27 protein-coding genes are annotated in these 26230 nt (G+C 37.8%); 10 read left to right on the forward strand and 17 right to left on the reverse strand.

Translation table 11 applies throughout. The annotated features are described in order from the left end of the window. Positions 1-72: 72 nt before the first annotated feature. Together murB and IV512_RS18690 are read right to left on the reverse strand one after the other, a co-directional pair. On the reverse strand, positions 73-1089 hold the full coding sequence (gene murB, locus IV512_RS18685) for a UDP-N-acetylmuramate dehydrogenase (protein ID WP_209406138.1): 1017 nt from the start codon (positions 1087-1089) through the stop codon (positions 73-75). Continuing rightward, complete coding sequence (locus IV512_RS18690; protein ID WP_209406140.1) at positions 1089-2279, reverse strand: pyridoxal phosphate-dependent aminotransferase; 1191 nt, start codon at positions 2277-2279, stop codon at positions 1089-1091. The genes murB and IV512_RS18690 overlap by 1 nt, the downstream gene beginning before the upstream one ends. A 152-nt stretch (positions 2280-2431) precedes the next feature. Between IV512_RS18690 and IV512_RS18695 the strand changes: the two genes are divergently transcribed. Then, positions 2432-3760 carry an aspartyl protease family protein gene (locus tag IV512_RS18695; RefSeq protein ID WP_245224961.1) on the forward strand — a complete coding sequence of 443 codons (1329 nt, stop codon included), beginning with the start codon at positions 2432-2434 and terminating at the stop codon, positions 3758-3760. 50 nt (positions 3761-3810) lie between these two features. Here IV512_RS18695 and IV512_RS18700 read toward each other — a convergent pair whose 3' ends face one another. Then, positions 3811-4197 carry a DUF1573 domain-containing protein gene (locus IV512_RS18700; protein WP_100871277.1) on the reverse strand — a complete coding sequence of 129 codons (387 nt, stop codon included), beginning with the start codon at positions 4195-4197 and terminating at the stop codon, positions 3811-3813. A 197-nt stretch (positions 4198-4394) separates the two neighbouring features. On the opposite strand from IV512_RS18700, the gene IV512_RS18705 reads away from it, so the two are divergent. The 3 genes from IV512_RS18705 to IV512_RS18715 all read left to right on the forward strand — a co-directional run bounded on the left by IV512_RS18705 (position 4395) and on the right by IV512_RS18715 (position 9008). Further along, positions 4395-7025, forward strand: coding sequence for a valine--tRNA ligase (locus IV512_RS18705; protein WP_209406142.1), 2631 nt, complete (start codon positions 4395-4397; stop codon positions 7023-7025). Between the two features lie 273 nt (positions 7026-7298). Then, positions 7299-7868: a TetR/AcrR family transcriptional regulator gene (locus IV512_RS18710; RefSeq protein ID WP_209406143.1), complete on the forward strand. Its 570-nt coding sequence runs from the start codon at positions 7299-7301 to the stop codon at positions 7866-7868. A 378-nt stretch (positions 7869-8246) separates the two neighbouring features. Next, positions 8247-9008 (forward strand): creatininase family protein, encoded by a 762-nt coding sequence (locus IV512_RS18715; RefSeq protein WP_209406145.1) that lies wholly within the window; start codon positions 8247-8249, stop codon positions 9006-9008. Positions 9009-9021: 13 nt separating this feature from the next. Here IV512_RS18715 and IV512_RS18720 read toward each other — a convergent pair whose 3' ends face one another. From IV512_RS18720 to rsfS, 6 genes are all read right to left on the reverse strand, one after another. Continuing rightward, positions 9022-9282, reverse strand: coding sequence for an acyl-CoA-binding protein (locus IV512_RS18720; RefSeq protein WP_209406147.1), 261 nt, complete (start codon positions 9280-9282; stop codon positions 9022-9024). After that, a complete protein-coding gene (locus tag IV512_RS18725; protein WP_209406149.1) occupies positions 9257-9940 on the reverse strand; it encodes a phosphatidylserine decarboxylase family protein in 684 nt (227 codons plus the stop codon). The genes IV512_RS18720 and IV512_RS18725 overlap by 26 nt, the downstream gene beginning before the upstream one ends. Further along, positions 9930-10733, reverse strand: a complete 804-nt coding sequence (locus IV512_RS18730) for a phosphatidate cytidylyltransferase (RefSeq protein ID WP_209406151.1) — start codon at positions 10731-10733, stop codon at positions 9930-9932. The genes IV512_RS18725 and IV512_RS18730 overlap by 11 nt, the downstream gene beginning before the upstream one ends. 3 nt (positions 10734-10736) lie before the next feature. Then, positions 10737-11351 (reverse strand): LUD domain-containing protein, encoded by a 615-nt coding sequence (locus IV512_RS18735; protein ID WP_209406153.1) that lies wholly within the window; start codon positions 11349-11351, stop codon positions 10737-10739. 62 nt (positions 11352-11413) lie between these two features. Further along, the gene (gene ftsH / locus IV512_RS18740) at positions 11414-13423 is read right to left on the reverse strand and encodes an ATP-dependent zinc metalloprotease FtsH (protein WP_100871285.1); all 2010 of its coding nucleotides are present in this window, start codon (positions 13421-13423) and stop codon (positions 11414-11416) included. Positions 13424-13432: 9 nt separating this feature from the next. Continuing rightward, positions 13433-13810: a ribosome silencing factor gene (gene rsfS / locus IV512_RS18745; RefSeq protein ID WP_100871286.1), complete on the reverse strand. Its 378-nt coding sequence runs from the start codon at positions 13808-13810 to the stop codon at positions 13433-13435. Between the two features lie 94 nt (positions 13811-13904). On the opposite strand from rsfS, the gene IV512_RS18750 reads away from it, so the two are divergent. Next, complete coding sequence (locus tag IV512_RS18750; protein ID WP_209406155.1) at positions 13905-14636, forward strand: biotin--[acetyl-CoA-carboxylase] ligase; 732 nt, start codon at positions 13905-13907, stop codon at positions 14634-14636. Between the two features lie 44 nt (positions 14637-14680). Then, entirely contained in the window at positions 14681-15676 is a 996-nt protein-coding gene (locus tag IV512_RS18755) for a hypothetical protein (protein WP_209406157.1), read from the forward strand. Positions 15677-15825: 149 nt separating this feature from the next. Here IV512_RS18755 and IV512_RS18760 read toward each other — a convergent pair whose 3' ends face one another. After that, positions 15826-16218 carry an SRPBCC family protein gene (locus tag IV512_RS18760; RefSeq protein WP_209406159.1) on the reverse strand — a complete coding sequence of 131 codons (393 nt, stop codon included), beginning with the start codon at positions 16216-16218 and terminating at the stop codon, positions 15826-15828. Between the two features lie 4 nt (positions 16219-16222). Next, positions 16223-16864: an orotate phosphoribosyltransferase gene (gene pyrE, locus IV512_RS18765; RefSeq protein WP_209406160.1), complete on the reverse strand. Its 642-nt coding sequence runs from the start codon at positions 16862-16864 to the stop codon at positions 16223-16225. A gap of 7 nt (positions 16865-16871) precedes the next feature. Here pyrE and IV512_RS18770 point away from each other — a divergent pair, with 7 nt between their 5' ends. Next, positions 16872-17459, forward strand: a complete 588-nt coding sequence (locus IV512_RS18770) for an NUDIX hydrolase (protein ID WP_209406162.1) — start codon at positions 16872-16874, stop codon at positions 17457-17459. A 7-nt stretch (positions 17460-17466) separates the two neighbouring features. Here the strand turns inward: IV512_RS18770 and IV512_RS18775 are convergent, their stop codons facing one another. The 5 genes from IV512_RS18775 to IV512_RS18795 form a co-directional block, all read right to left on the reverse strand. After that, the gene (locus tag IV512_RS18775; RefSeq protein WP_209406164.1) at positions 17467-19251 is read right to left on the reverse strand and encodes a M14 family metallopeptidase; all 1785 of its coding nucleotides are present in this window, start codon (positions 19249-19251) and stop codon (positions 17467-17469) included. Between the two features lie 80 nt (positions 19252-19331). Next, complete coding sequence (locus IV512_RS18780) at positions 19332-19739, reverse strand: response regulator (RefSeq protein WP_209406166.1); 408 nt, start codon at positions 19737-19739, stop codon at positions 19332-19334. Beyond that, on the reverse strand, positions 19726-21573 hold the full coding sequence (locus IV512_RS18785; RefSeq protein WP_209406168.1) for a PAS domain-containing protein: 1848 nt from the start codon (positions 21571-21573) through the stop codon (positions 19726-19728). The genes IV512_RS18780 and IV512_RS18785 overlap by 14 nt, the downstream gene beginning before the upstream one ends. Positions 21574-21813: 240 nt before the next feature. Beyond that, positions 21814-22269 (reverse strand): pantetheine-phosphate adenylyltransferase, encoded by a 456-nt coding sequence (gene coaD, locus IV512_RS18790; RefSeq protein ID WP_209406170.1) that lies wholly within the window; start codon positions 22267-22269, stop codon positions 21814-21816. Between the two features lie 88 nt (positions 22270-22357). Then, the gene (locus tag IV512_RS18795; RefSeq protein WP_209406172.1) at positions 22358-23341 is read right to left on the reverse strand and encodes a D-alanine--D-alanine ligase; all 984 of its coding nucleotides are present in this window, start codon (positions 23339-23341) and stop codon (positions 22358-22360) included. A 210-nt stretch (positions 23342-23551) separates the two neighbouring features. Here IV512_RS18795 and IV512_RS18800 point away from each other — a divergent pair, with 210 nt between their 5' ends. The 3 genes from IV512_RS18800 (at position 23552) to yaaA (ending at position 26037) form a co-directional block, all read left to right on the forward strand. Then, entirely contained in the window at positions 23552-24139 is a 588-nt protein-coding gene (locus IV512_RS18800) for a PASTA domain-containing protein (RefSeq protein WP_209406174.1), read from the forward strand. A 3-nt stretch (positions 24140-24142) separates the two neighbouring features. Beyond that, positions 24143-25168 (forward strand): RluA family pseudouridine synthase, encoded by a 1026-nt coding sequence (locus IV512_RS18805; RefSeq protein ID WP_209406176.1) that lies wholly within the window; start codon positions 24143-24145, stop codon positions 25166-25168. Positions 25169-25275: 107 nt separating this feature from the next. Then, positions 25276-26037 carry a peroxide stress protein YaaA gene (gene yaaA / locus IV512_RS18810; RefSeq protein ID WP_209406178.1) on the forward strand — a complete coding sequence of 254 codons (762 nt, stop codon included), beginning with the start codon at positions 25276-25278 and terminating at the stop codon, positions 26035-26037. Here yaaA and IV512_RS18815 read toward each other — a convergent pair whose 3' ends face one another. Then, a complete protein-coding gene (locus IV512_RS18815) occupies positions 26038-26166 on the reverse strand; it encodes a 30S ribosomal protein THX (RefSeq protein ID WP_100871296.1) in 129 nt (42 codons plus the stop codon). It lies immediately after the preceding gene. Positions 26167-26230 lie beyond the last annotated feature (64 nt).

Here is a 26230-nt window from a genome sequence, read left to right on the forward strand (position 1 = left end):
TGCACTTGGTAACTGCACATTTAATTTTTGGTTAGTTTGGTTTGGTATAACCCCTAAAGTTTTCTTTAGGGGTTATTTTATTATGTTGACCTCTGGAGTTATCTGTATTTCAAACGTTTGGTCCACTTTTTCTATAATTATATAGGCCAGATTCAATATCTCTTTTCCTGTGGCTTCGCCATGATTGACCAAAACCAAAGCCTGATTTTTGTGAATACCGGCATCGCCATATCTTTTGCCCTTAAAACCACATTGTTCAATAAGCCAACCTGCAGGAATCTTATATGCTTCATCAGAAATTTTATAAAAAGGAGCGGTAGGGTGTTTTTTGTAGAACTTTTTAAATTGTTCTGCGGTAATTATCGGGTTTTTAAAGAAACTGCCACTATTGCCCAACTTTGTAGGGTCGGGTAGTTTTTCTTGTCGTATGGCTATTACAGCATTCGAAATATCTTTGATCGATGGTTCTTTTATGCCATGCTCTTGAAGTTTGGCTTCAATAGCGCCATAAGACGTATTCTTTTTGTGGTTGTTTTTAGTGAGTTTGAGTGTTACCGAGGTAATTATGTATTTTCCTCTTCCTTGATTCTTAAAATAGGAATCGCGATAGCCAAACTCACAGTCTTCTTTGGTAAAGGTCTCTAATTCTTGGGTTTGAACGTTCATAGCTTCACAACGAACAAAGGTGTCTTTAAGCTCCACACCATAGGCCCCAATGTTTTGAATGGGAGCGGTACCGGTATTACCCGGAATCAGAGACATGTTTTCCAGTCCTCCATAGCCTTGCTCTAAAGTATGAAGAACCATTTGATGCCAATTTTCACCGGCCATTATTTTTAGTTCAACATGGTTTGGAGTATCTTTTTCTACCGAAATTCCTTTAATATTGATATGCATTACCAAAGCATCGATATCAGCGGTAATGAGCATATTGCTTCCTCCGCTGATTACAAATTTTTCGGAATATCCTTCAAGTTGCAAGGCCTTTCGAAGGTCATCGACACTTTTTATTTCACAAAAGAACTTAGCTGTAGCATTTATGCCAAAAGTGTTATAAGGTTTGAGAGATATATTTTGTTTTATTTCCATCAACCTTTATAACTCTTTAAGGCTGTATTTAGTATTCTAACCGCCCTTTTAAGACTTTCTTTTTCGAGTACATATGCTATTCGTACTTGATTCTTTCCGTAGCCATCGCTGGCATAAAAGCCTGCAGCAGGTGCCACCATCACCGTTTCACCATCAAGCTCAAAGTCTTGGAGTAGCCATTGTGCAAAATGATCGGAATCTTTGATGGGTAACTCGGCAATACAATAAAAAGCACCTTGAGGTCGACCGATCTTTACTCCATCTATTTTTTCGAGCTCTTCTATTAATAAATTTCTTCGACCTACATATTCTTCTTTTACATCGTCAAAATATTGCTGTGGGGTTTCTAAAGCCGCTTCACTGGCTATCTGTGCAAAAGTTGGGGGTGATAGGCGTGCTTGAGCGAATTTCAGCGCTGTTTGTACAATTTCTTTGTTTTTAGTGACCAAACACCCGATGCGAGCGCCGCACATGCTATACCTTTTAGATACAGAATCTACTATAATGGCATTCGCTTCTAAACCTTCTTCCTGTAAAATCGAATAATGTTCGCGGCCATCGTAGGTGAATTCTCTGTACACTTCATCGGCCACCAGAAAAATATCATGTTTCTTGACTATCGCGGCCAATTTTTTGATTTCATCTTTGGTGTACAGATACCCAGTTGGATTACCGGGGTTGCAGATAAGTATCGCTTTGGTTTTCTCGGTAATCAGTTTCTCGAACTCTTCGATGGGAGGGAGGGCAAAATTATTGTCTATATGGGAAATTACGGGTACAACATTCACTCCCGCCGCTGCGGCGAAACCATTGTAATTGGCATAAAAAGGTTCGGGTACGATTATCTCGTCACCATAATCTGTAATACTGCCCATAGTAAAAGCCAATGCTTCAGAACCTCCGGTGGTAACTATTATGTCACTCGCATCTACATGTATGTTATTTTTCGCATAATAGGCTGCCAATTTTTCTCGGTATTCTTCAGAACCCTCGGTACGGCTGTATTCCACTATTTCGAGCGTATTGTTTTTTACGGCATCAAGGGCAATTTGAGGAGTCTTGATATCGGGTTGGCCGATATTCAGGTGAATGACCTTTTTTCCTTTTTTCTTTGCTTCCTCCGCAAAAGGAACCAATTTTCTAATAGGGGATGCAGGCATATTCAGCCCTTTTTCTGACACTAATGGCATAAAATTTCTATTTTGAAGCAAAAATGCTAAAACCAATTCGATAAAACTAGCATACCCACAGACATTTACGGTAATAGGTTTCTGTTAAACTTTTAAACGTCAAGCTAAAAAATTCGTAAATTATAGAGGTTAAGTATTTAATTCACTGATGGTTGAAAATTAACTTCTTCGATATTATACGCTTGCTTTTGTTGATTCCTGCTATAATGTCAGGGCAGGGTTTCAAGATAGTTGGTGGTCAAAAACTAGAAAAGCTGAAGTTTGAATTGATTAACAACCTTATCGTTTTGCCTGTTGAAGTTAACGGCACAGAACTCTTTTTTCTATTGGATTCTGGAGTGAGCTTTCCGATTTTATTCAATGTTTCGAGAAGCGATTCAATACAAATCAACAACGTTTCAGAAATTACGATTCGCGGTGTGGGTAATGGCCAGCCTATAAAGGCACTGAGTTCGACCGGCAATACCTTCCGTATAAAAAATATCGAAAATAAGAATCAAAGGTTGTATGTGGTGATGGATAAAGGTATTAATCTATCGCCTTCGCTTGGGGTGCCTATTCATGGTATTATGGGATATGAGCTTTTCAGAGATTTTATAGTCGATATTAATTATGCTAAAGAAAAAATTAAGTTCAACGATCCTATAGGTTATAGCTATAAAAAAGATAGAAGGGCAGAAACTTTTCCTCTTTCGATCAGTAAGAAGAAGGCGTATATAAATGGGAACCTCTTCTTAGAAGATAATAAGGAGGAACAGATAAAGTTGCTGGTAGATACGGGAAGTAGCGATGCTATTTGGTTGTTTGAAGATGAAAGAATAACGATACCTGATACAAATTATGATGTATTTCTTGGTAAAGGTCTTAATGGTGATATTTATGGGAAACGCTCTAAGGTAAAGGGGTTCAAAATTGGAAGTTTTGCTCTAAAGGAGGCGAAAGTTGCCTTTCCGGATAGGGATTCATTCAGGTCTATTGAAAATTTCGGATCTCGAAACGGTAGTGTTGGAGGCGAAGTGTTGAAGCGATTTAATATCATCTTCGATTATAAGAATGGTAAGGTGACCTTAGTGAAAAACCATAATTATAATAAGCCCTTTCATTATAATCTTAGTGGGGTCGACCTGCAACATAATGGTATGCGTTATATAGCGGAAAGCATTGCAGATTCACGGGGGGTGGTTAAAAGTGAAAATAAAAGTTTTGGTGATGTGCAATTATTATTTGAAAACCGTACGAGACTTAGCCTAGTGCCCGAAATTATTATTTCGGCCATTAGGGCCGGTTGCCCTGCTCATGTAGCTGGTGTAAAGGAAGGTGATGTGATTTTGGCGGTTAATGGTAAGAAAGTTCACAGATATAAGCTACAAGAAGTAGTAAGAATGCTCAATGAAAAAGAGGGTAAGCGAATTAAATTAAAGGTAGGGCGCTATGATTCTGATTTGCTTTTTACCTTTGTACTTGAAAATATGCTGAAATAAAAAACCCTGATCAATCGATCAGGGTTCGTACTTAGTTTTCAAAAAACTATTTATTTTCCTTCGGCAGATTTTACTTCACCTTTTATTTTCAAAACCTTGGTGGGCGTATCGGCATTCGATATAACGGTAATGGCCTTTCTTATAGGGCCAACTCTATTCGTGTCATATTTCACTTGAATCTCTCCAGTTTTACCTGGCATAATCGGTTCTTCAGGTTTCTTAGGTATAGTGCAGCCGCAGCTTGAACTGACTTTGCTTATGATCAAAGGTGATTCACCAGTATTTGTGAATTCAAATACTCTTACACCATCGGCGCCCTTAGTAATCTCACCGTAATCAACGGTCTCTGACTTAAATTCGATTTTAGCGGCCTTTTCTTGTGCTGTTAAGGATAAGCCCATTAGGCCAACAAATAATACAAGTACTATTTTTTTCATCTTTTTAAATTTAGGGAATCTCAAAAATAAATCTTTTCAGATGAACCTCCAAAATTCTTTTGTTATCTGTTAACGTTACTTATTTTTGTTTCGTATTTAAAAAGTGGCAATTTTGCCATTATTTATTAACAACGAAACTTCTTGTTCCGGTCCTGTCTTTTTGACCGACACCATTAAAACAAAAACTGTTCCAAACTATGGATATCCCTTCGAAATACGACTCGCAAAAAGCGGAGAACCACTGGTATGACTACTGGATGGAGAATAACTACTTTTCATCTCTACCCGATGAAAGAGAGCCGTATACTATTGTAATCCCCCCACCCAATGTAACAGGAGTATTGCATATGGGGCACATGCTGAACAATACTATTCAAGATGTATTGACCCGAAGGGCCCGTCTAATGGGTAAAAATGCATGCTGGGTACCTGGTATGGATCATGCATCGATTGCAACAGAAGCGAAAGTAGTGGCCAAACTCAAAAGTGAGGGTATTGAAAAGACCGACTTAAGCAGAGATGAGTTTTTAAAGCATGCTTGGGATTGGACGAATGAGTACGGTGGGGTGATTCTAGAACAACTCAAGAAATTAGGATGTTCATGTGATTGGAACCGTACTAAGTTTACCATGGATGATGACATGTATCAATCAGTTATCAAGGTTTTCGTCGATTTATTCAATAAAGGTCTTATCTATCGCGGTCATCGCATGGTCAATTGGGACCCTGAAGCACTTACCACACTATCAGATGAAGAAGTTATCTATGAAGAGAAACAAGGGCTTTTATATTATTTGTCATATGCCATTGAAGGTTCTGATGAAAAGGTAACCATTGCTACCACGAGACCGGAAACTATTTTGGGTGATACGGCAATATGTATCAACCCTAATGACGATAGATATAAGCACCTCAAGGGAAAAAATGCCATTGTACCTATTTGTAATAGGGTAATCCCGATAATCGAAGACGAATATGTAGATATCGAGTTTGGTACGGGGTGTTTGAAGATTACGCCGGCCCATGATATAAACGATAAGGCACTTGGTGAAAAGCATAAGCTTGAGACCATCGATATTTTTAATGCCAATGCCACTCTAAATTCTTTCGGACTTCATTATGAAGGCAAAGACCGTTTTGTAGTGAGAAAGGAGATTTCAAAAGAATTGGAAGAAAACGGTTTTCTAATAAAGAAAGAAAACTATGTGAATAAAGTAGGTACTTCAGAACGAACAAAAGCTGTTATTGAGCCCCGTTTGAGCGATCAATGGTTCTTGAAGATGGAAGATTTGGTCAAACCGGCTTTAAAAGCTGTTCTAGAGACCGAAGAAGTACGATTTTTTCCTAAAAAATTTGAAAATACCTACCGTCACTGGATGGAGAACATCAGAGACTGGAATATATCACGCCAACTTTGGTGGGGTCAACAGATACCTGCCTATTATTTTGGTGACGGGCAAAATGATTTTGTAGTAGCGGAAACCATCGAAAGTGCTCTCAAGCTGGCACAGGAGAAATCGGGTAACACTGGTTTATCAAAAGAAGACTTACGACAAGATGAAGATGCATTGGATACCTGGTTCTCTTCTTGGTTGTGGCCTATAAGCGTATTCAATGGTATACTTGAGCCCGATAATAAAGAGGTAAATTATTACTATCCAACCAGTGATTTGGTTACCGGGCCCGACATTATTTTCTTCTGGGTAGCACGAATGATAATTTCTGGCTATGAATACCGTGATGAGCGACCGTTCAAAAATGTATATTTTACGGGTTTGGTGAGGGATAAGCAACGTCGTAAGATGTCAAAATCTCTAGGAAACTCCCCAGACGCTCTAAACCTTATTGAGACCTATGGGGCAGACGGTGTAAGGGTAGGACTTTTACTAAGCTCAGCTGCCGGTAATGATTTAATGTTTGATGAAGACCTTTGCCAACAAGGCAAGAATTTTGCCAATAAAATTTGGAACGGGTTTCGTTTGCTAAAAGGGTGGGAGGTAAAAGAACAAGCCCAGCCAGAAGCTTCTAAATTGGGTATCGAGTGGTATACTGCTAAATTCAATCAGGTTTTAGAAGAGATTGAAGACCATTTTAGTAAATATAGAATTTCTGATGCCCTAATGGCAATTTATAAGTTGGTTTGGGATGATTACAGTTCTTGGTTGTTAGAGATAATTAAGCCGGAATATCAAAAGCCTATCGATAAGACTACGTACGACGCCGTAATTCATCTTTTTGAGCAGAACCTTAAGTTATTGCATCCATTTATGCCGTTTCTTACTGAGGAGGTTTGGCAGCATATTACCGAGAGAAGCGCGGAAGATGCCTTAGTGGTTTCGGAGTGGCCGAAGGTGCAAAAGACCGATCAAAGTTTGATTAACAATTTCGATTTTGCCTCTGAAGTGGTTTCCGGTGTGCGTAACATCCGTAAAGAGAAAAACATACCCATGAAAGAAGCTTTGCAGCTTTCAGTGCTTAATGAAGGCGGGGTAAGCAATAGTTGGGATGAAGTAATAAAAAAACTGACCAATGTTTCTGAAATCAGTTATGTTGAGGCATCAGTAGATGGGGCTTTATCTTTTAGGGTAAAAAGCAATGAGTATTTTGTTCCGATGAACGGTGCTATAGATATAGAAGCTGAGATTAAGAAAATTCAAGAAGAACTAAAATACACCAAAGGGTTTTTAAATTCGGTTGAAAAGAAATTGGCTAACGAACGATTTGTCAATAACGCCCCTGAGCAAGTTATTGTAAATGAGAGAAAAAAACAGTCCGATGCCATTTCTAAAATAGAGACTTTAGAAAAAAGTTTGGCAAGTTTAAAGTAAGTAACTATCTGTATCTTTCAAATTGGGTTTCATTTTTCTTGTGACCAAGGGTGAGTTCGCCATTTATTCTTGATAAATGACCGTGATAGTTTGTATTTGTAGAAGTATCAAACTTCGGGTGGTTGTCACCTGTTGATGTTTGAGATAAGTTTAAACTTGTTGAAAATATGGTTTTAACGGGAGTATTTTAGGTCTGACTGATAGTTGCTTTAGAGCTTGTTTAGGTTATTTTATAAGTGAATTATAATTCACTTATTTGATTATCTTAGTTGCGTGAGATTAAAAGATGATGCCAAAGTAGAGGCAATTTTCAATGCAACTATTGAACTGACCGGTGAGGTCGGTTTGAATAGGCTTACCATGTCGGCTATAGCCACTAGGGCAAAAATTGCAAGTGGAACGTTGTATATCTATTTCAACGGCAAAGAACAATTATTGAACAACCTGTATAAGAGACTTATCTCTGAGGGAACTTTATCTCTTTTACCTGCTATAACACACCTACCGATAAAACAGCAAATTTTCAACATCTGGTCTAGCGTTCTAAAATTTAGAATGGACAATACCTCAGAGGTAGCGTTTATGCACGAATTTAGATATTCTCCTCTGATTTCAGACAAGGCCAAAGAAATGGATAAAGAGTTTGTTCTGCACGTACTTCGGCTTTTGAATGAAGGAAAAAAAGAACTGATTGTTAAGGATCTCGATAACGATGTCTTGTTTCCATTGTTGTATGGTTACGTTGATAATCTTGCTAGACATCTCACACATAAGAAAATTAAACTTACCCCTGAAATTGTACGCCAAACGTTTCAAGTTTGTTGGGATGCTATTAAGGCCTGAGAAATTTAACTATCATAAATGAATACATATTCATTTATAATGGTATCTTTGTTCTTAGCTAAGAGAAATCTTTGCTTACTCATAATTTTTAAGTTTATAGTTTTAGCTCATTTCGCTAAATGAGTTGACAGAAACCCCGAAAATGCTAGAAGTGGAAATGTTCCCCCCAACACCATTTTTGCAGAGGGGTTTCTGTACTAATTGACTATACTGATTATTGATTCCATTTTTATAAATATCTTTTATTGCTTATCAAATATATTCTCATCTTTTTAGGTTAAAGTCTACAGTCCGCTGAAAAAATTAATGATTTGTTTTGATGCTAGCTGAACAATTTTAAAGCTTACTTTACTAAGTTTGTTCATAAATCAGACTAAAATGAGACCTTATATTCTTGCCGAAACGAATTGGAATATTTTAAAAGAATTTAGATTTGATATGGCCATTTTACCTTGGGGAGCTACAGAAGCCCACAACTATCATCTGCCATATGCTACAGATAACATTCAGGCCGATTGTATGACAGCGGAGATTGCGAAACAAGTGTGGGAAAAGGGCGGTAAGCCAATTGTTTTGCCAACCATACCTTTTGGCGTCAACACAGGGCAGTCAGATATTTATTTGGATATAAATCTGAATCCGAGTACCCAATTGGCCATACTGACCGATATAGTAGAGGTCTTGAATAGACAAGGTGTTTACAAACTGCTTATATTTAATGGTCATGGGGGCAATAACTTCAAGCCTCTAGTTCGCGAACTCGGCCTCAAGTTTCCTAAAATGTTCATTAGCTTTTGCTTCTTTCCTCAAGTATTGAATAAAGACAAATACTTTGAAGAACAAGGGGATCATGCCGATGAGATGGAAACCAGTTTAATGCTTTATTTAAGATCTGATTTGGTTTTGCCCAAAGAAAAATGGGGTAGTGGAGCTTCTAAAAAACATAAAATAAAAGCTTTTACCGAAGGTTGGGCATGGTCTGAGCGAAAATGGTCCGAAATTAGTGTAGACACCGGTGTTGGAAATCCGTCTAAAGCATCAAAGGAAAAAGGAGAACTTTTCTTTAATGATGTTACCAAAAAAATAGGAGATTTTGTGCTTGAGGTCTGTCATGCCGATATCGAAGACCTATACGAATGAAAGTAATTCGAATTTACGATTTTACATCTTTCTTTACTAGTTTGATGTAGGCTTTCATGGCATCTGTGCGGCTCATATTCTTTGCTTGAATCAATGCGTTGGCCTTAAATGCATTTATAAGAGGTACACTGCTATCTGGGCTGCGAAAGTTCTTATTAGCGATTTTATAATAGGCGTATAGCTTTAAGAGCAAGTCAGCAGGCAATGGTTCGGTGTAGTTGTTGATAAAGTCAACAGCCTTTTCGAAATCAGTATGTAATTTCTCCTTCTTCATCCTTTTTAACGATGGCAGCGATACAGGTGGTTGCACCTATTACCTTTTGGTTCAATTTAACCGTTACCGCACAGTCAAGGGGCAAAAACACATCTACTCTTGAACCGAACTTGATAAAACCGGCATCTTCACCTTGTTGTACGCTTTCACCCTCTTCGGCATAATTAACAATACGTCGCGCCAAGGCACCGGCAATTTGCCGATATAAAATATCACCGAACTTTGGAGTTCTGATTACCACGGTCGTGCGTTCGTTCTCGGTGCTTGATTTTGGGTGCCATGCCACTAGATATTTACCAGGATGATATTTTGAATATTTAACGCTTCCACTCGCAGGATAACGGGTTACATGCACGTTGGTGGGCGACATGAATATGGAAACTTGACGCCTTTTGCCCTTAAAGTATTCGGTTTCTTCTACTTCTTCAATCACCACGACTTTACCATCGACAGGAGCTAAAATTTCATCAAAGTTTTTATTGGCCCTTCGAGAAGGGTTTCGAAAAAATTGAAGTATTAGAATCAAGAAAATTACTGCCAGAACCTGAAGCCCCCAACGTAGCCATAGAATATTTACATAGAATTGAGATACCAATATAATGGCACAAACGATAAAAAAGGTGGTCAATATTATCTTTTGACCCTCTCTATGAAACATAGGCTATAATTTTTAACGTTAAATAAGCGAACGGAGCTGCGAATACCAAACTGTCTAACCGATCTAGCATGCCTCCATGCCCGGGCAGTATCGCTCCACTATCCTTTACCCCTGCGGCTCGTTTAAATTTTGACTCCACTAAATCTCCTAAACTTCCTGCTACTACAATCACTACTGAAATGAACACCCATTGCAAGGGGGTTACTATAGGCTCATATTTGCCCAAAAAGTAAGCCGTTGCCATTGCAAAAAGTAAACCTCCAACAGCTCCTTCCACTGTTTTTTTCGGAGAAACACGACTAAATAATTTGTGTTTTCCAAACGCACGGCCAGTAATATAGGCAAACGAATCGTTCACCCAAATCAGGATAAAAATACCTATAATAAGGAACTTGACAAAGTCATTATTCGTATAGGGGATCATTGTTAAAAAAATAAATCCCCCACCTACGTAAAATAGCCCGATTATGAACTTTTGAAGGGTGTTAAAAAGCTTTTCTTTCTTAGAAAAAAGATAGACCAATAAGGTGAAATTAGTGGTAATCGTGCAAAAAAGAAGGGCATAGACCATCCAAATTTTCGTAACGAAGTAAATATAGGCCCACCAAAGAACCAAATATGCGAAGTAGATGTGCAGGCCTCTTAGACCTACTAGTTTTTTGTACTCATTTAGGCACGCAAGCCCAAAAACCATGAACAAAAAATCAAATGCATCTGAACTCAGAAATACGACGGATAGCAGTAAAATTATATATACGGCACCAGTTAATGATCTTCTAAGTATTTCCCTCATAGTCTACAGGTCTTCCAAAAGTAAAAGATACAGATTTTTGGAACTACTACCGTAGGTGAGAAAATCATCAGAATTCTCTTCGTTAGCTTGAAAGTGTTTTAATGTGGTGATATTGGCCGGTATACTGCGGCCATATTTCTTCTTAATAGTCTTTAATCCTTCACCAATAGATTCGACCAACTGACTTGTTGTAGCGAAAACAATGACATTATAGGGTAGCTCGTTGAGCTTTTTATCCATCAACTGATTTGAGCACACCAAAATAGAGCCATTTTGCGCAATTAAATGTTCGCATGTCGTAAAGAAGACATCACTGTCTTTGCTTCTATCGGTAAAACTGATTTTTTCTTTGGCGAACTTTTCCTTAAGCTTAGGATTCAGCGCAAAAAACGGATGATCTTGCCAGCTATTTTCATTCACAATATTTCTTAAGGCCTGCGATATTTCAGCAAAAGAGTCACAATAGAGAAATTTACCTCCGTTTTTCTTAAAATGGATGGTAAATTTTTCATCAACGGGAAGGTTGAGGTCGGGCATATGGGCTCCTCTGGTTTCCGTTGTTTCTTTGGAAACCTGCTTCTTGTTGCCTCCACCAAATAATTTGTCAAATAGCCCCATGTACTCTTATATACTCTATATGCGCGCTTTCTTTAGACTAAGAAAACATTGAATAATTTTATTTATTTTTCTTCACCTTCTTCAGCCAAAGTGCCTGTTACCTCCGAATCGTCGGCACTTGCATCGCTCAGCTTCTCTTGGCCTTTCTCGTCGAACTCTTTATCAAAAGGTCTTTTTCCAAAAATTTTCTCTAAATCTTCTTTAAAAATAACTTCTTTTTCTAAAAGTCTTTCTGCCAAAGTGGTGAGTTTGTCTTTATTATCTTCTAATACCTTAATAGCTCTTTGGTACTGTTCTTCAATAATCTTAGATATTTCTTCATCGATTTTCTTGGCAGTATCTTCGCTATAAGGTTTTGAAAAGCCATAAGAATCTTGACCTGATGAATCGTAATAGGTTAAGTTTCCTATTTCGTCATTGAGTCCGTAAATGGTGACCATGGCCCTCGCTTGTTTGGTTACTTTTTCCAAATCGCTTAGAGCTCCTGTAGATATTTTGTCGAAAATAACTCTTTCAGCTGCACGGCCTCCCATGGTGGCACACATCTCATCGAGCATTTGCTCAGGTCTCACAATCAAACGCTCTTCCGGTAGATACCATGCGGCACCTAAAGATTGCCCTCTAGGAACGATGGTAACCTTCACCAAAGGCGCAGCGTGTTCCAACATCCAACTCACGGTTGCATGACCAGCTTCATGAAAAGCAATTGTCTTTTTTTCGCCTGGAGTGATGATTTTATTTTTCTTTTCGAGTCCGCCTACGATTCTATCTACGGCATCCAAGAAATCTTGTTTTGTCACCGCCTTACGTTCTTTTCGTGCGGCTATCAAGGCAGCTTCATTACATACATTGGCAATATCGGCGCCTGAGAACCCAGGGGTCTGTCTGGCCAAGAACTCCATATCTAGAGCCTCAGCAGTTTTTATTGGTCTTAAATGAACTTCGAAGATTTCTCTTCTTTCCCTGATATCGGGAAGATCGACATAGATCTGTCTGTCGAACCTACCAGCGCGCATAAGGGCTTTATCCAATACATCGGCCCGGTTCGTAGCCGCAAGTACGATTACATTGGTATTGGTACCGAAACCATCCATTTCGGTCAATAACTGGTTCAAAGTATTCTCTCGTTCGTCGTTACTGCCTGTGAAATTGTTTTTTCCGCGAGCGCGCCCGATTGCATCGATCTCATCAATAAAGATAATCGCCGGTGATTTATCTTTCGCTTGCTTGAAGAGGTCACGTACCCTAGAGGCACCTACACCTACGAACATTTCGACAAAATCAGAACCTGACAGCGAAAAGAAGGGTACTTTGGCCTCGCCTGCAACAGCTTTCGCCAAGAGGGTCTTACCCGTACCAGGAGGGCCAACTAACAGGGCGCCTTTAGGAATTTTACCTCCTAGAGAGGTATATTTATCCGGATTTTTAAGAAATTCTACAATTTCTTCTACCTCTTCTTTGGCACCTTCGAGCCCTGCAACATCTTTGAACGATGTACGGGTATCAGTCTTTTCATCAAATAGTTTCGCTTTCGATTTACCGATGTTAAAAATTTGACCTCCAGCGCCGCCGCCGCCGCCGCCTGACATTCTGCGCATAAGATAAATCCATATACCGATAATCAGTACAAAAGGTAGAATACCTAACAATAAATCCATGAGGTAATTGTTGTCGGTATCATAATCTACGATTGTATCGAGATTATTTTCCTTTTTTATGTTCTTGATTTCATTTTCGAAATTCTGAAGGTCACCATAATCAAGTACATACTGTGGCGTAACGCCCGTTGATGGCAAAAAAGGTTTGTCATTCACATCGTTATGCACATCTTTGGCAAGCGCCTCGTCAGTTAGAAATACCTTGGCCTGTCTAGTATTGGTGATTATCATTATCTCTTTGACATCACCATTTCTTAAGTACTCTTGTAATTCTGAAGTGGTCGTTTTCTTAGTGCTGGCGAAATTGCCACTACCCAAAAATTGAAAACCTATTAAAAGTACCGCAATCAATCCGTAAATCCACCATGAGCTGAACTTTGGTTTCTTCGGGTTCACATTATTATCTTTAGCCATTCTTTTTTTTTACTGGTTTAAACTACTTTCCACTGAGGTTACTTTGGCATCTCCCCAAAGACCCTCAATGTCATAAAATTCTCGAATCTGTTTTTGGAAAACATGTACGACCACATTAACATAATCCATCAAAATCCACTCGGCATTGTCTTCACCTTCTACATGCCAAGGTTTATCTTTGATAGCTTTGCTAACTGTTTTTCGAATCGAGCCTACTATTGCATTTACATGCGTATTAGAAGTACCATTACATATTATAAAGTAGTCACAAACGGTATTTTCAATATCTCTAAGATCGAGCAAATTAATATCCTGTCCTTTAACTTCTTCAATCCCTTGTAAGATCAATGCAATTAATTCATCTGCACTGGCTTTGCTTTCTTGCATTCAAATATTTTAGTTTGTACAAAGTTATTATTTTTTTGTTCTTTTAGCCCCAGTTTTTTTACAATAGACGTAAACATTACCGAAACCTTATCTTATGCATTTAATCAAACTTGATGCCACGCCCTCTACAAATGACTATTTAAAGGCGCTATCTGCATCAAGTAGTCTAGTTGATTTTACAACTGTGTGGGCGATACAACAGTCGAAAGGTAAAGGTCAAATGGGATCCGTTTGGCTGTCAGAGATTGGTAAAAACCTCACTTTTAGTGTTTTAAAAAATAATTTAAATTTATTAGTCAGTGAGAGTTATACTTTAAATGTTTGCATTAGCCTTGTGCTCTATGATTTTTTAAACGACCTGAATGTACCACAGTTAAGTATAAAATGGCCAAACGACATTCTGTCAGGCACTTCTAAACTTTGTGGTGTTTTAATAGAGAACCAGTTAAAAGGTAATCAAGTAAGCTCTGCAATCATTGGTATCGGACTAAATGTAAATCAAACTGATTTCCACTCTTTGAAAAACGTAACGTCGTTAAAATTGTTGTTCGGTCGTGATTTTAATTTGGACAATCTACTGTCTAAAATAATGGTAAAGTTACAAAGCATTTTCATAGCGTTGAAAGAAAATGGCAGAGAAGCATTTTGGAAAGCGTATGAAAATGTACTTTTTAGAAAAGATAAGCCATCAACCTTTGAAGATACGCACGGCCAAATGTTTATGGGCTTCATACGTGAAGTTTCATTTGACGGCCAATTGGTAGTAGAGCTGGAAGATAAAATATTAAAAAAGTTTAACCTGAAAGAATTAAAGTTACTTTATTGATATGGTAAGCTCTGTTCTAGCACTATTTTGAAATGCCCATAAGGATGAAAATAAAACTAAAATTGTTGATTGTATGTCTCTTGATATTTCCGATTTCGGTTGCTCATGGTCAAAATATAGTTGAAGAATACCAAGAGGCCATGAACGATAGTTTGCAAATCGGTGAAATGGATACCGATTTTCTAAAGTACATAAAAAAAGGATATACCCTTTTTAGACCTAACAATAATAGAGAAATTACCGGTGTAATTATCTTTTTAGAAGACTCTGGGTTTGAACTAAAAAATAAGAGTGCAACACAAATGTATTATCAGGCGAATAAGGCTGGATTTGCAGTTTTGTCGGTTTCGACGGAAATACCGTTAGACTTCTTTTTTTCTGATGTCTCGATTTTAGATGCTCACAAAACAATCAAAGAAGCATTTGACAAAAACAACCTGCCGAATAAAAACGTCTTCTTGGTCGGTGTCGGATTGTCTGGGCATCGAATTTTAAAATATGTTGAATATGTGAAGAAAACCAACGAAAATTTTTTATTGAAGATATCTGGACTTGTTATTTGTGATGCACCGTTAGATTGGGTCAGACAATACAATGAAGGTAGAAGAGACAGAAGAATTAATTTTGACGAAGGAGCTGTGTGGGAAGGTACTTTTTCTAATTATATTCTTGAGAAGAATTTAAATGGTACTCCAACGACAAATCTCGAGAAATATCTTGACTTTTCGACTTATAGCTATTCTGATGAAAAAAATAGGAAGATTAAATATTTTAAAGACTATCCGGTAAGAGCCTATATGGAAGTTGCGGTAAAATATTGGTTGGAAAGGAAACGAAAAACTACAATTGACAACAATGGACCAGATATGGTCGGATTTATTGCACAGTTAAAACTTGCTGGAAATGACAAATCGGAATTGGTAGTCTTTTATCCGCAAGATAGTAAAACCGAGAAAAAAAATACTGATGCAACTTGGCTTACTGTTGATAAAGATGAGCTAATGGATTGGATGATTAAGTTATCGGAGCAACAACCATAAAAACGAACAGTAGTAAATCTGAGGGCACTGGTTTGCGTATTACGCCACAAGAAAAGCATTTTAAGTGCTCTAGCAACGGGTTTTCGATGAAGGCGAAAAAGTTCCCTTAGCTCTCCCCAAATTCATGTGTCAGAAATTTTATGACTAATTTAAATTTTAGATAAATTATCGGAGAGCGTACCCATAAAATTGGTAATCGGCTTTTTAATCATCATCGCCATCATGGCATTGAATTCGCCCTCAAAGCTAAGAGTTACCTCGCTAGAGTTTTCAGAAATTGAATTGATGTTTGCGGTCAATGTAAAAGGTAGTTTTTCACTTGCCGCACCGAGAACAATTTGATTGTAAGGCGTCTGATTTTTTCTTTGAAGTACGATTTCGGGCATGCCCTTCAACGCAAAAAGAAATCGGTCTTCGTTTATGATTTCAAACTTGTCAATGTTATCGGGCATCAATTTTTCGAAATTCTTAAGGTCGGTCAAAAATTCAAAAACATCTTTGTCGCCTTTGGGTACGAGGGTATTTGGTGTTTCTATATGCATATTGCTATTGTTGCCACTGAGAAGGCTGTTCGCGCCATGCTCTAAGTGTATTTAATTGATTGTCTTTGACAAAATGGGTTTCTAAAGCTTGTTCGATCAAATGATCGTAGTCGCTTAATGTATGAAGTTCTATGCCTCTATTTTCGAAATTTTCACTTGCCACTTCAAATCCGTAGGTGAAAATAGCTAGCATACCCTTGACATTGGCACCTGCTTCAATTAGCGCGGTTACGGCATTCAAACTGCTGTTTCCGGTGCTGATTAAGTCTTCGATGACCACTACCGTCTGATTGGCTTCGAGCTGCCCTTCAATTTGATTTTTTCTACCATGCTTCTTGGGTTCGGGCCTCACATATATAAAGGGAAGCCCTAAAACATCAGCGATCAACGCGCCGATACCTATAGCCCCGGTCGCGACCCCTGCGATCACATCAGGCTTGCCGTACAACTCTTCGACTTGCTTGGCCATTTCTTCGCGAACGTAGTTGCGAATCGAAGGGTATGAAAGCAAAATTCGGTTATCACAATAAATAGGCGATTTCCATCCGGAAGCCCATGTAAATGGATTTTCGGGTTTCAACTTTATTGCATTAATTTGCAGAAGAAGCTCGGCTGTTTTTTTGGCAGTGTTTTTGTTTAAAACCATGACGCAAATGTATAAAGTTTTTGTGAACGAATTACCGTTGATCTTAACAAATAAGCTCTCGGAAACCGCCAATGGTGAATATTTTTTATTGAATGAAAATTCCATTCAAGATGCTATCAAATTGCTGAGAAAGAAAAAACTCTCTACGGCCTATGTTTACCATCCCAATCACGAAGAAATTTTAAAAAAATTTACAAAGGAAATTCCTCTTGTTGTTGCTGCAGGAGGTGTAGTAACGAATGAAATCGGTGAGGTGCTTTTTATCTATAGAAACGATAAGTGGGATTTGCCGAAGGGTAAACTTGATAAAGGAGAGTCGATAGAAGATTGTGCCATACGTGAAGTCATGGAAGAGACGGGAGTTAAAAACCTACGAATTGAAAATTTTTTAAAAACTACCTATCATGTTTTCAGTAACAGCGGAAAGTACACACTCAAGGAGGTGCATTGGTACGCCATGAAGACTGATTATACTGGTAAACTTCGACCTGAGAAAAAAGAAGGTATTGTGAAGGTCAAATGGAAAGGGCCTCAAAAAATACAAAAGGCCCTTCAAAATTCTTATCCAAATATTAAGCTTTTGTTCGGCGATTGATTTAAACCTATTTTAGGTTTTTTTTCATTACTCGATAAGCAGGGTATTGCAAGTGGGCACTTTCATAATACTCGGAGTTTTTATATATCCAGTCGAGTTGGGCATACCAATTAGAAGCAAATTCAGCTTCTTTTTCTTTTTTAAGGTCAAAACTGTCTCTTAAAACTTTGTTTTCTTGCAAAATTTCAAAAGCTATATCTTCAAAAACGTAGGGAGAAAAACCTTCTTTTTGCTGCAATATGGCATCGAAAAAATTCCAATTAAAGAATGAGTCATGTGCTTCAGGCTCTAAAGTTTCCATGATATACCTAATACCAATTTGGTCTGTCGGTATATAGATATCACCTTGATGAAACATCACCTCTTTTAATCGCCCTTCGACCTCTGTGCTATTATGGGGGTAATGTCCTTCATAAGCTTGACCTGACGTTTTGAATTCTTTGATTTTGTATGATTCAACAACGACTGTGGTATCTTTTTGTAAAGTTCTATAATTGATATGGTTTAGATTTAGAAGGTCTTGAACTTTTGACCAGCCTTTTTTTAGCAGATACCCTTGCGGAATTTCTACTGAGTCTGTAGGTGTGTAATAATTGCTATAAGCGACAGGTTTGGTGAAAGGTCGACTTTCGTCATATTTCAGTCTTTCGAAACCTGTTACTTTGCTTATGATTGTATCTGCCTCAAAACCCTTAAAGTCAATTGTGCTAACACGAGTAGTATCTATAGTCCACCGAGTAGGGTAGTACTTCCATTCTCTATGTCTAAAACTGGCTTCGGTTCGTAGGCGCTTTATTTCATCTTTATCTTGCTCGGCAATAGCGATCGTTTTATTCATAAGCTCATAAGTACCTTCAACTCTTTGTTTGTAAGGCTTTAGCATATGAGTTTCTACCATCATTCCGAAAGTATTCCAGAGTGTGGTATAGCCTGAAGAATACCTGGGGTGGTCTATAAATTGTGTAAAACCGCTCTCGGGAACTTTGTTGAATACATTCACATATGGAGTTATTTCCCAATCCGACTTTTTCAACTCTTGTTCTAAAGAGGGCATTAATTTATTATGCAGGTAGTGGCCTAGATCACCTCCTAATTTATTGTGTTGGGTGAAAAGATGGGTCAAGGTATATTGATAATCAGCACCATTGCTCACATGGTTATCTATGAATATATCGGGCTTGACCAAATGAAAAATTTGATAGAAGGTTCTGGCATTCTTGGTATCAGCTTTAATAAAATCACGGTTAAGGTCGTAATTGAGGGCATTACCTCGAAAGCCGTATGATTTTGGGCCGTTTTGGTTGGCTCTTGTCGTACTGTTTCTGTTGAGTGCCCCGCCTATATTGTATATGGGAATGGTGACCAATACCGTATTTTTCGGAGTCTTCAGTTTGCCCTTTACCAAATCGCGATACAAGAGCATGGTAGCATCAATTCCGTCGCTTTCTCCTGGGTGAATACCGTTATTGATTAATATGATTGTCTTATCGTCACCAATTTTCTGAAAATTAAAATCACCGTCTGGGTTGTATGTAATAATATGTAATGGATAGCCACTATCTGTAGGCCCAACCGTTTGCATATTAATTTCAGGAAATTCTTTAGCCAGTTGAATATAAAAGTCAATGGTCTGAAGATAGGTTGCCGTTTCTTTGCCTTGTGTAGCTTCAAAATGGGTTTGGTAAGTTTTTCTATCATCCTCTTCTTTTGTTTCGCAGGAAAGTAGAATGAAAACAGCGGATAGCGCAACGATGGCCTTTAGGCTGATATTTCTCAAATGAAATGCTTTCATTTGGCGAAATTACACAAAATGCAAATTGAAAATAAACTTTCCTCTATGGGGAGATAAAATAGTTCAAGTTTAATTAGGGCCTAGAAGGTCTTTTTGGTAATCTCGGCTATCTGCTTTTTAAATAGAGGTTTATGGTTGTAGGTGATAAGATGATCGGTTCTTTTCTGATAATGTTCCCATTTATCTTTATCAAAAGCATCGATTGAAGAAGTGATAATGTTGATGCGGATGTTTTCTTTTACGGGAAGAGCAATGAATTCCTCTAAAAACTGCCACCCGTCCATAATTGGCATATTAATATCCAGAAATATAATTTCAGGAATACTATCATTTTCATTTAGTTGTTCTTTAATTCCGTCAATGGCTTTCTTTCCATTCACAAAAGATGATATATTATCGCAGTCAACCACAAGGCTTAACATCTTACGTACCCCGAAAACAGTTATCGGATCATCGTCTATAATACAAATGCTATTAATCTTCGTCATTAAAATAAATCTTGAACGTGGTGCCTTTGCCCACTTCGCTGCACACAACGACACGGCCTTTCATGGCTTCAATTTGATTTTTGGTAATATAGAGACCTATACCTCTTGAATCTTTATGTTGGTGAAAGGTTTTATACATGCCGAAGAGTTTGTCTCCGTATTTTTTTAGATCTATGCCCAAGCCATTATCTTTAATAGATAAGATGGTCATTCCGTTTTGATGCCCACTACTTAGTTCTACAACTGGTTTTCGATTGGGCTCTTTGTATTTGACGGCATTTGTCATGAAATTCATCAAAATACTTTCAATATAAGCTGGTACGACCTTAACCATGACATTTTCTTCGACATCATTTATTATAGTCGCGTTATGACTCTTTAAAAAAGCGGTCAAGTTCTGTTGAACGGTTTCAATTTTTTTGTTGAGATTGGTCGGTTTTTTCTCTAGACCGGCATTGGTATTGATTGCCACTACCTCATTGAGGTTTTCTAATGTCTCCATTAAATTATCAGAGGCATTGGTTAACATTCTTATAATATTCTTCTTTTCTTCTTCGCTCTTCTCGTCTATAAGAAACTCTAACAACATTGAGAAATTGGCCGTGTGCGATCTTAAATTGTGAGATACAATATGGGCGAAATTAACCAATTTTTTATTTTGTAAAGATGCCACATCGACCAGATTGCGCAGCTTCTCTTCTTTTTGTTTTAGCTCTGAAATATCATGGCTAATTCCTACGAGACCATTGGCGTGCCCATTCTCATCTAACAATGGAATTTTCGAAACCAAAAAGGTCGTTGTTTTGCCGCTTTTGTCTCTAATAGAACTCTCTTTGTTAATCATGGGAACAAGAGTATCCATTATGGTCTGATCTTCTCTATTTAGTTGCTCTGCAATATCTGAATCATAGAGATCGGAGTTGCTTTTGCCCAATAATTCACTGGGGTCACTAAAACCTAAATAATCACTTTCGGCTTTGTTTACCAGTATTTTTCTAGACTCGGTATCCTTTATATAGATGTTGAGAGGTAAATTATCGATTAAGGTATGTAAGAGCTTTTCGTTGGCTTTGGTTTTTGTTTCGGTTAGCACCTTATCATTTATATCTTGAAAGGTGCCCCTGATGGCTATTAACTTGCCATCGTCATATACAGGGGTGCCGTTCGACCTAACCCAAATTTCATTTCCTTTAGCGGTTACTATCTGTAACTTTTCGCTCCAACCTGATCCACCACTAATTGCGTCGTGCACGGCCATTGAGATAATATTTTTACTGTACCCTTCTTTGTAAAAACCTATACCATCTTCAATATTTGGGACAAAGTCATCTGATATCTCATGAATTTTTTTGGTCACACTGCACCAAATCAATTTGTCTTCAACAATATCGTACTCCCAACTGCCGATTTTACCTATTTCCGATATTATTTCTAGCTTTGATCTTAAACGTCCTAAATTGGTTTCTGTAAGTTTTTGTTGGGTTACATCTTCCGTTGTTAAAATCAGACCGATAACATTTTCTTGTTCGTCTAACCAAGGGTTACAGCTCCACTCGTACCACTTCTTACCTGTTGGGTCGTAATTGAATTCTTCAAAGGTTTTGTCAACTTGTTTAGAAAGACAATCATTAAGAGTGTCTGCAAGATCACTGTTCGAATCGGTGAATAAGTAATCTATTCTTTTGCCTACAACCTCGGTACGTTTAAGCTTATAAAGCTCCATCCATTTATCAGAGGCATACACCACCTCAAAATCGATATTGACAAAAGCAGTTGCTGATGGCAATTGTTTGATGAGATGAATATTTGTATCTATATGGTCTCCTTTCGGCATGTTGCGAAATTTCGTACTAAAGTAGAGCGATTCATCGATCTATCTAAAGGTTTGTTGTGAATACAAAGAAAGGTGTTGTTGGATTCTCAATTCAAGTGGTGAACGTACTTTTAGTATAATTTGAGAGTTATTTCTTACTAAAGTAGGGTAAATAATTAAATATTCCATATCAATTTTGAAATAAAATCTTTTTTCAAAAAAAGATTAATCGAAAATTTGGTGAGACAGCGATAATTTCAGTCAGGATATGCGTACCGTATCGGGAACAAGACCTGTATAATCACCATTATTTCTAATTACATCTCTAACAATTGATGAGCTAATGTAAGATTTTCCTGATGAAGTGAGTAGAAACACAGTTTCTATTTCAGAAAGTTTTCGATTGGTATGTGCAATCGCTTTTTCAAATTCAAAATCACCTGGATTTCTAAGTCCTCTTAATATAAAGTTTGCTTCTATCTTCTTACAAAAATCAACTGTAAGACCTTCGTAGGTACGCACCTGTATCTTAGGTTCTTGAGCAAAGGCTTTGCTTATAAACTCCATTCGTTGCTCTAGAGTGAACATGTAATTTTTCTCTGAATTAACCCCGATTGAAATAACGATCTCATCAAAAAGTGTAATGCCCCGCATGATTATATCATAATGCCCGAGGGTCAAAGGATCAAAGGAACCTGGAAAAATGGCGCGTTTCATATTAGTTTAGTTCTGGTTCTGAATAAGGGCATTAATTTCTAAAATACTAGTTTAAAACTAACCCTCTGCATATACATAACTTTTAAAGTTACTTATTTTTCACCAGAGCCTCTTCAATGGCACTTTCAAAAAGTTCTGACATTGAGATACCGGCAATTTTTGCTTGCTGTGGTAATATACTCTCATTAGTCAAACCTGGTGTGGTATTCATTTCTAGCATGTAGGGTTCATCACCGATAAATATAAACTCACTTCGTGAATACCCTTTCATCTTTATAACTTCATAAGCATATTTAGCCGTTTCAACGACATTTTTTTCTTGTTCGGGAGAGAGTCTTGCAGGGGTTATTTCTTGAGACTTACCTTGATACTTCGCTTCGTAATCAAAAAAATCATTTTCGCTTACAATCTCGGTTATAGGTAAAACTTTTGTTTTCCCCTTGTAGGTGATTACACCTACCGAAACTTCGATACCATCTAAAAAAGATTCAATAATTACTTCATCATCTTCCTTATAGGCCCTTTCGATAGCAGGCTTTAAATCGTTCTTTTCATAGACCTTCGAGATTCCGAAACTACTACCGGCCTTATTGGCTTTCACGAAACAGGGTAAACCTACTTTAGCGGTAATTTCTTCAGTATTAATTTGATCACCTTGATTTATATAATACGAAGTAGCCGATTTGATGCCATAGGGTTTTAAGGTACTCAGAAAATCACGTTTGTTAAAGGTAAGGGCCGATTGGTAATAATCACATGAAGTTTGGGGTATGCCCAACAGTTCAAAATACGCCTGCATGAGTCCATCTTCGCCAGGTGTGCCATGAATTGCATTGAACACACAGTCAAACACTACACTCTCATTATTTACTTCAATCGAAAAATCACCTCTATTTACGGGGTGTTCTTGGTTATCTCCATCTACATAAACCCACTTTTCCTTTAGAATATGTATGCGGTAGGTATTAAACCTTTCTTTGCTCAAAGAATTGTGCACTACATTGCCACTTTTCAATGATATTTCTACTTCGCTTGAATAGCCACCCATGATAATGGCAATATTTTTCTTCATGATTTGAATTCGATTTTGGTAGTCTGATTCAAAGAAAAGAAAAAGTACTAGACTTTTTTGCCTAGGAACATAAAAAACTGAATTTAAGAATCTTTTCTTATTGAACTGAACTCGGTTGAAATATTAAGTCTGACCAAAATTTTAAGTTTGGCATAAAACAAAACAATAAACCACATCATTACTTATCTTTGTTTCGTTTAAACTTGCGATATGAGTAATTTTTTCAATTTTTTAAGAAGTAAGGTTTTTCTAATCCAGTTAGGCTTGGCCATTCTAGTTTCAATTATACTTATATTTTTGACTCTTCGATGGTTAGATGGTACGACCAATCATGGCGAATTTGTTGAGGTGCCCGATTTTGGTAAAATGTCGGTTCCAGAGATGAGACAGTCCGTTGAAGATGCCGGCCTGAGGTATGAGGTTTTAGATTCTGCCAACTATAACCCTGATTATCCTAGATTTTCAATAATCGAACAGAATCCGCCGGCAGGCAACAAAGTAAAAGAAAACCGGAAGATTTATTTTACCGTTAATCCATCCGGTTATAAAAAAGTTACGGTTCCGAAAATCATTCAAGTTACCCAGCGAAATGCCGCTTCTATGCTTCGTGCAGTTGGCCTTGACGTGCAAAGGGTCACCTATATCGATGAATTGGGTAAGGATATGGTTTATCATATTAAGTACAAGGGTAAATATGTGAAACCTGGTGACAAATTACCTAAAACTTCGAAAATTGAATTGGTTTGTGGTAATGGCAAAATAACCGACCGCGCAAGGGTTCAAGCAGATTCCGAATAGTTTATGCAATCACAAGAGAATGCCGAATTGGGCGATGACGAGCTTTTTGAGCACCATAGTTTTGTGGCTTCGAAAGGGCAAGAACCATTGCGTGTAGATAAGTTTTTGATGAATTTTATCGAGTACGCTACACGTAACAAAATTCAGCAAGCGGCTAAAAATGGCCATATTTGGGTGAATGGTGACATCGTTAAGCAGAACTACAAGGTTAAGCCCGGTGACGAGGTAAAGGTTATGTTCGAACATCCGCCACATGAGTTTCTCTTGGTTCCGGAAGACATACCTTTAGATATCGTTTACGAAGATGAAGTTTTATTAGTGGTGAACAAACCTGCGGGCATGGTAGTGCATCCCGGTCACGGTAATTATTCAGGTACCCTCATCAATGCGCTTCTTCACCATATAAAAGACCTACCTGTAAATAGTAATGAACGACCAGGCTTGGTTCATAGAATAGATAAAGACACTTCAGGCCTTTTAGTTGTTGCGAAGACTGAAGCGGCAATGACCCATTTGGCCAAACAATTTTTCGATAAGACATCTGAGCGAGAGTATATTGCTCTTGTTTGGGGTAATGTGCAAGATGAGTCAGGAACGGTGGAAGGTAATATTGCCAGAAACCCTAAGAATAGGTTGCAGATGCAGGTTTTTCCCGAAGGGGATGAAGGCAAAGACGCCATAACCCATTACAAGGTTTTAGAGCGTTTGGGCTATGTAACCATGTTATCATGTAAATTAGAAACTGGGCGTACCCACCAGATTCGTGTGCACATGAAATATATTGGTCATACGCTGTTCAATGATGAACGATACGGAGGAAACAAAATTTTGAAAGGAACTACTTTTACCAAGTACAAACAATTCGTTGATAATGCATTCAAAATATTGCCACGTCAAGCGTTACACGCAAAAACATTAGGTTTTGTTCACCCCGTAACCGGGGAAATGATGCGCTTCGATACTGACATTCCCCAAGATATGGCCGATTGTATCGATAAGTGGAGGCACTACTCCAAACACAGTCAATAGGTTAATAAATTACGCTGATAGGTATATCGATAAGACTTTGACAATCGCGTAGGTTATCTATATAATCATGTGTAATTTTACCGTGATTCTGATAAAAACCCGATTTGATGAAAATAGTTGTTTCTCCAGCGAAATCCCTTGATTTTGAAAGTGAATACCCAAAAGTTGAAGTTACCCAGCCCGTCTTTTTAGACGAAGCTGAAAAACTGAATAAGGTTTTAGCTAAGAAAAAGCCGAAAGCTTTAAAAGACTTGATGGGCATTTCAGATAATCTGGCGCAGTTGAATTGGGAACGAAATCAAAACTTTGAAGTGCCATTTACAAAAGAAAATTCACGCCCAGCGGTATTTACATTTAGTGGCGATGTTTACCAAGGTCTTGATGCATTTACCATTGAGTCAGGCAAAATAGAAAAGCTTCAAAATACATTGAGAATATTATCAGGTCTATATGGTATTCTAAAACCATTGGACCTTATGCAAGCGTATCGCCTTGAAATGGGTACGAAATTAAAGGTGGGTAAAAAGAATAATTTGTATGATTTTTGGAAGAAAACAGTTACCAATTCGCTAAACGCTGAATTGAAAGAAGATGAACTTTTTATAAACTTGGCGAGTAACGAGTACTTTAATGCGGTGGATAAAAAAGCGCTTAAATCACCAATCATTGCGCCGATTTTTAAAGATTGGAAAAATGACAAACTAAAAATTATTAGTTTCTTCGCTAAAAAAGCAAGAGGTTCGATGGTGCGTTACATCATTGAAACCGATGCGAGCTCTTTAGATGATATTAAAGGCTTTGATTACGATGGATATCGATTTAGTGAGGAGTATACCCTAAATGAGAATGAACCCGTGTTCGTTCGCTAATCATTTCTTTTTACCGACATTTATTTTTTCTTCGATCGTTGGGCGCTTTTTAATTTTTCGGGGTCTTCTAGCTCCGTAAGAACGATTGGCAATTTTTCCACGTCTTGATTTCTTGTCTCCCTTACCCATATTGCAGTTTTTAGATTTTTGGAAAAGTATAGTACGGAGCTTAAAAAGTCAAGCGTTCAAGAAT

Source organism: Pseudozobellia sp. WGM2, assembly GCF_017810075.1.
GTDB lineage: Bacteria > Bacteroidota > Bacteroidia > Flavobacteriales > Flavobacteriaceae > JADNYK01.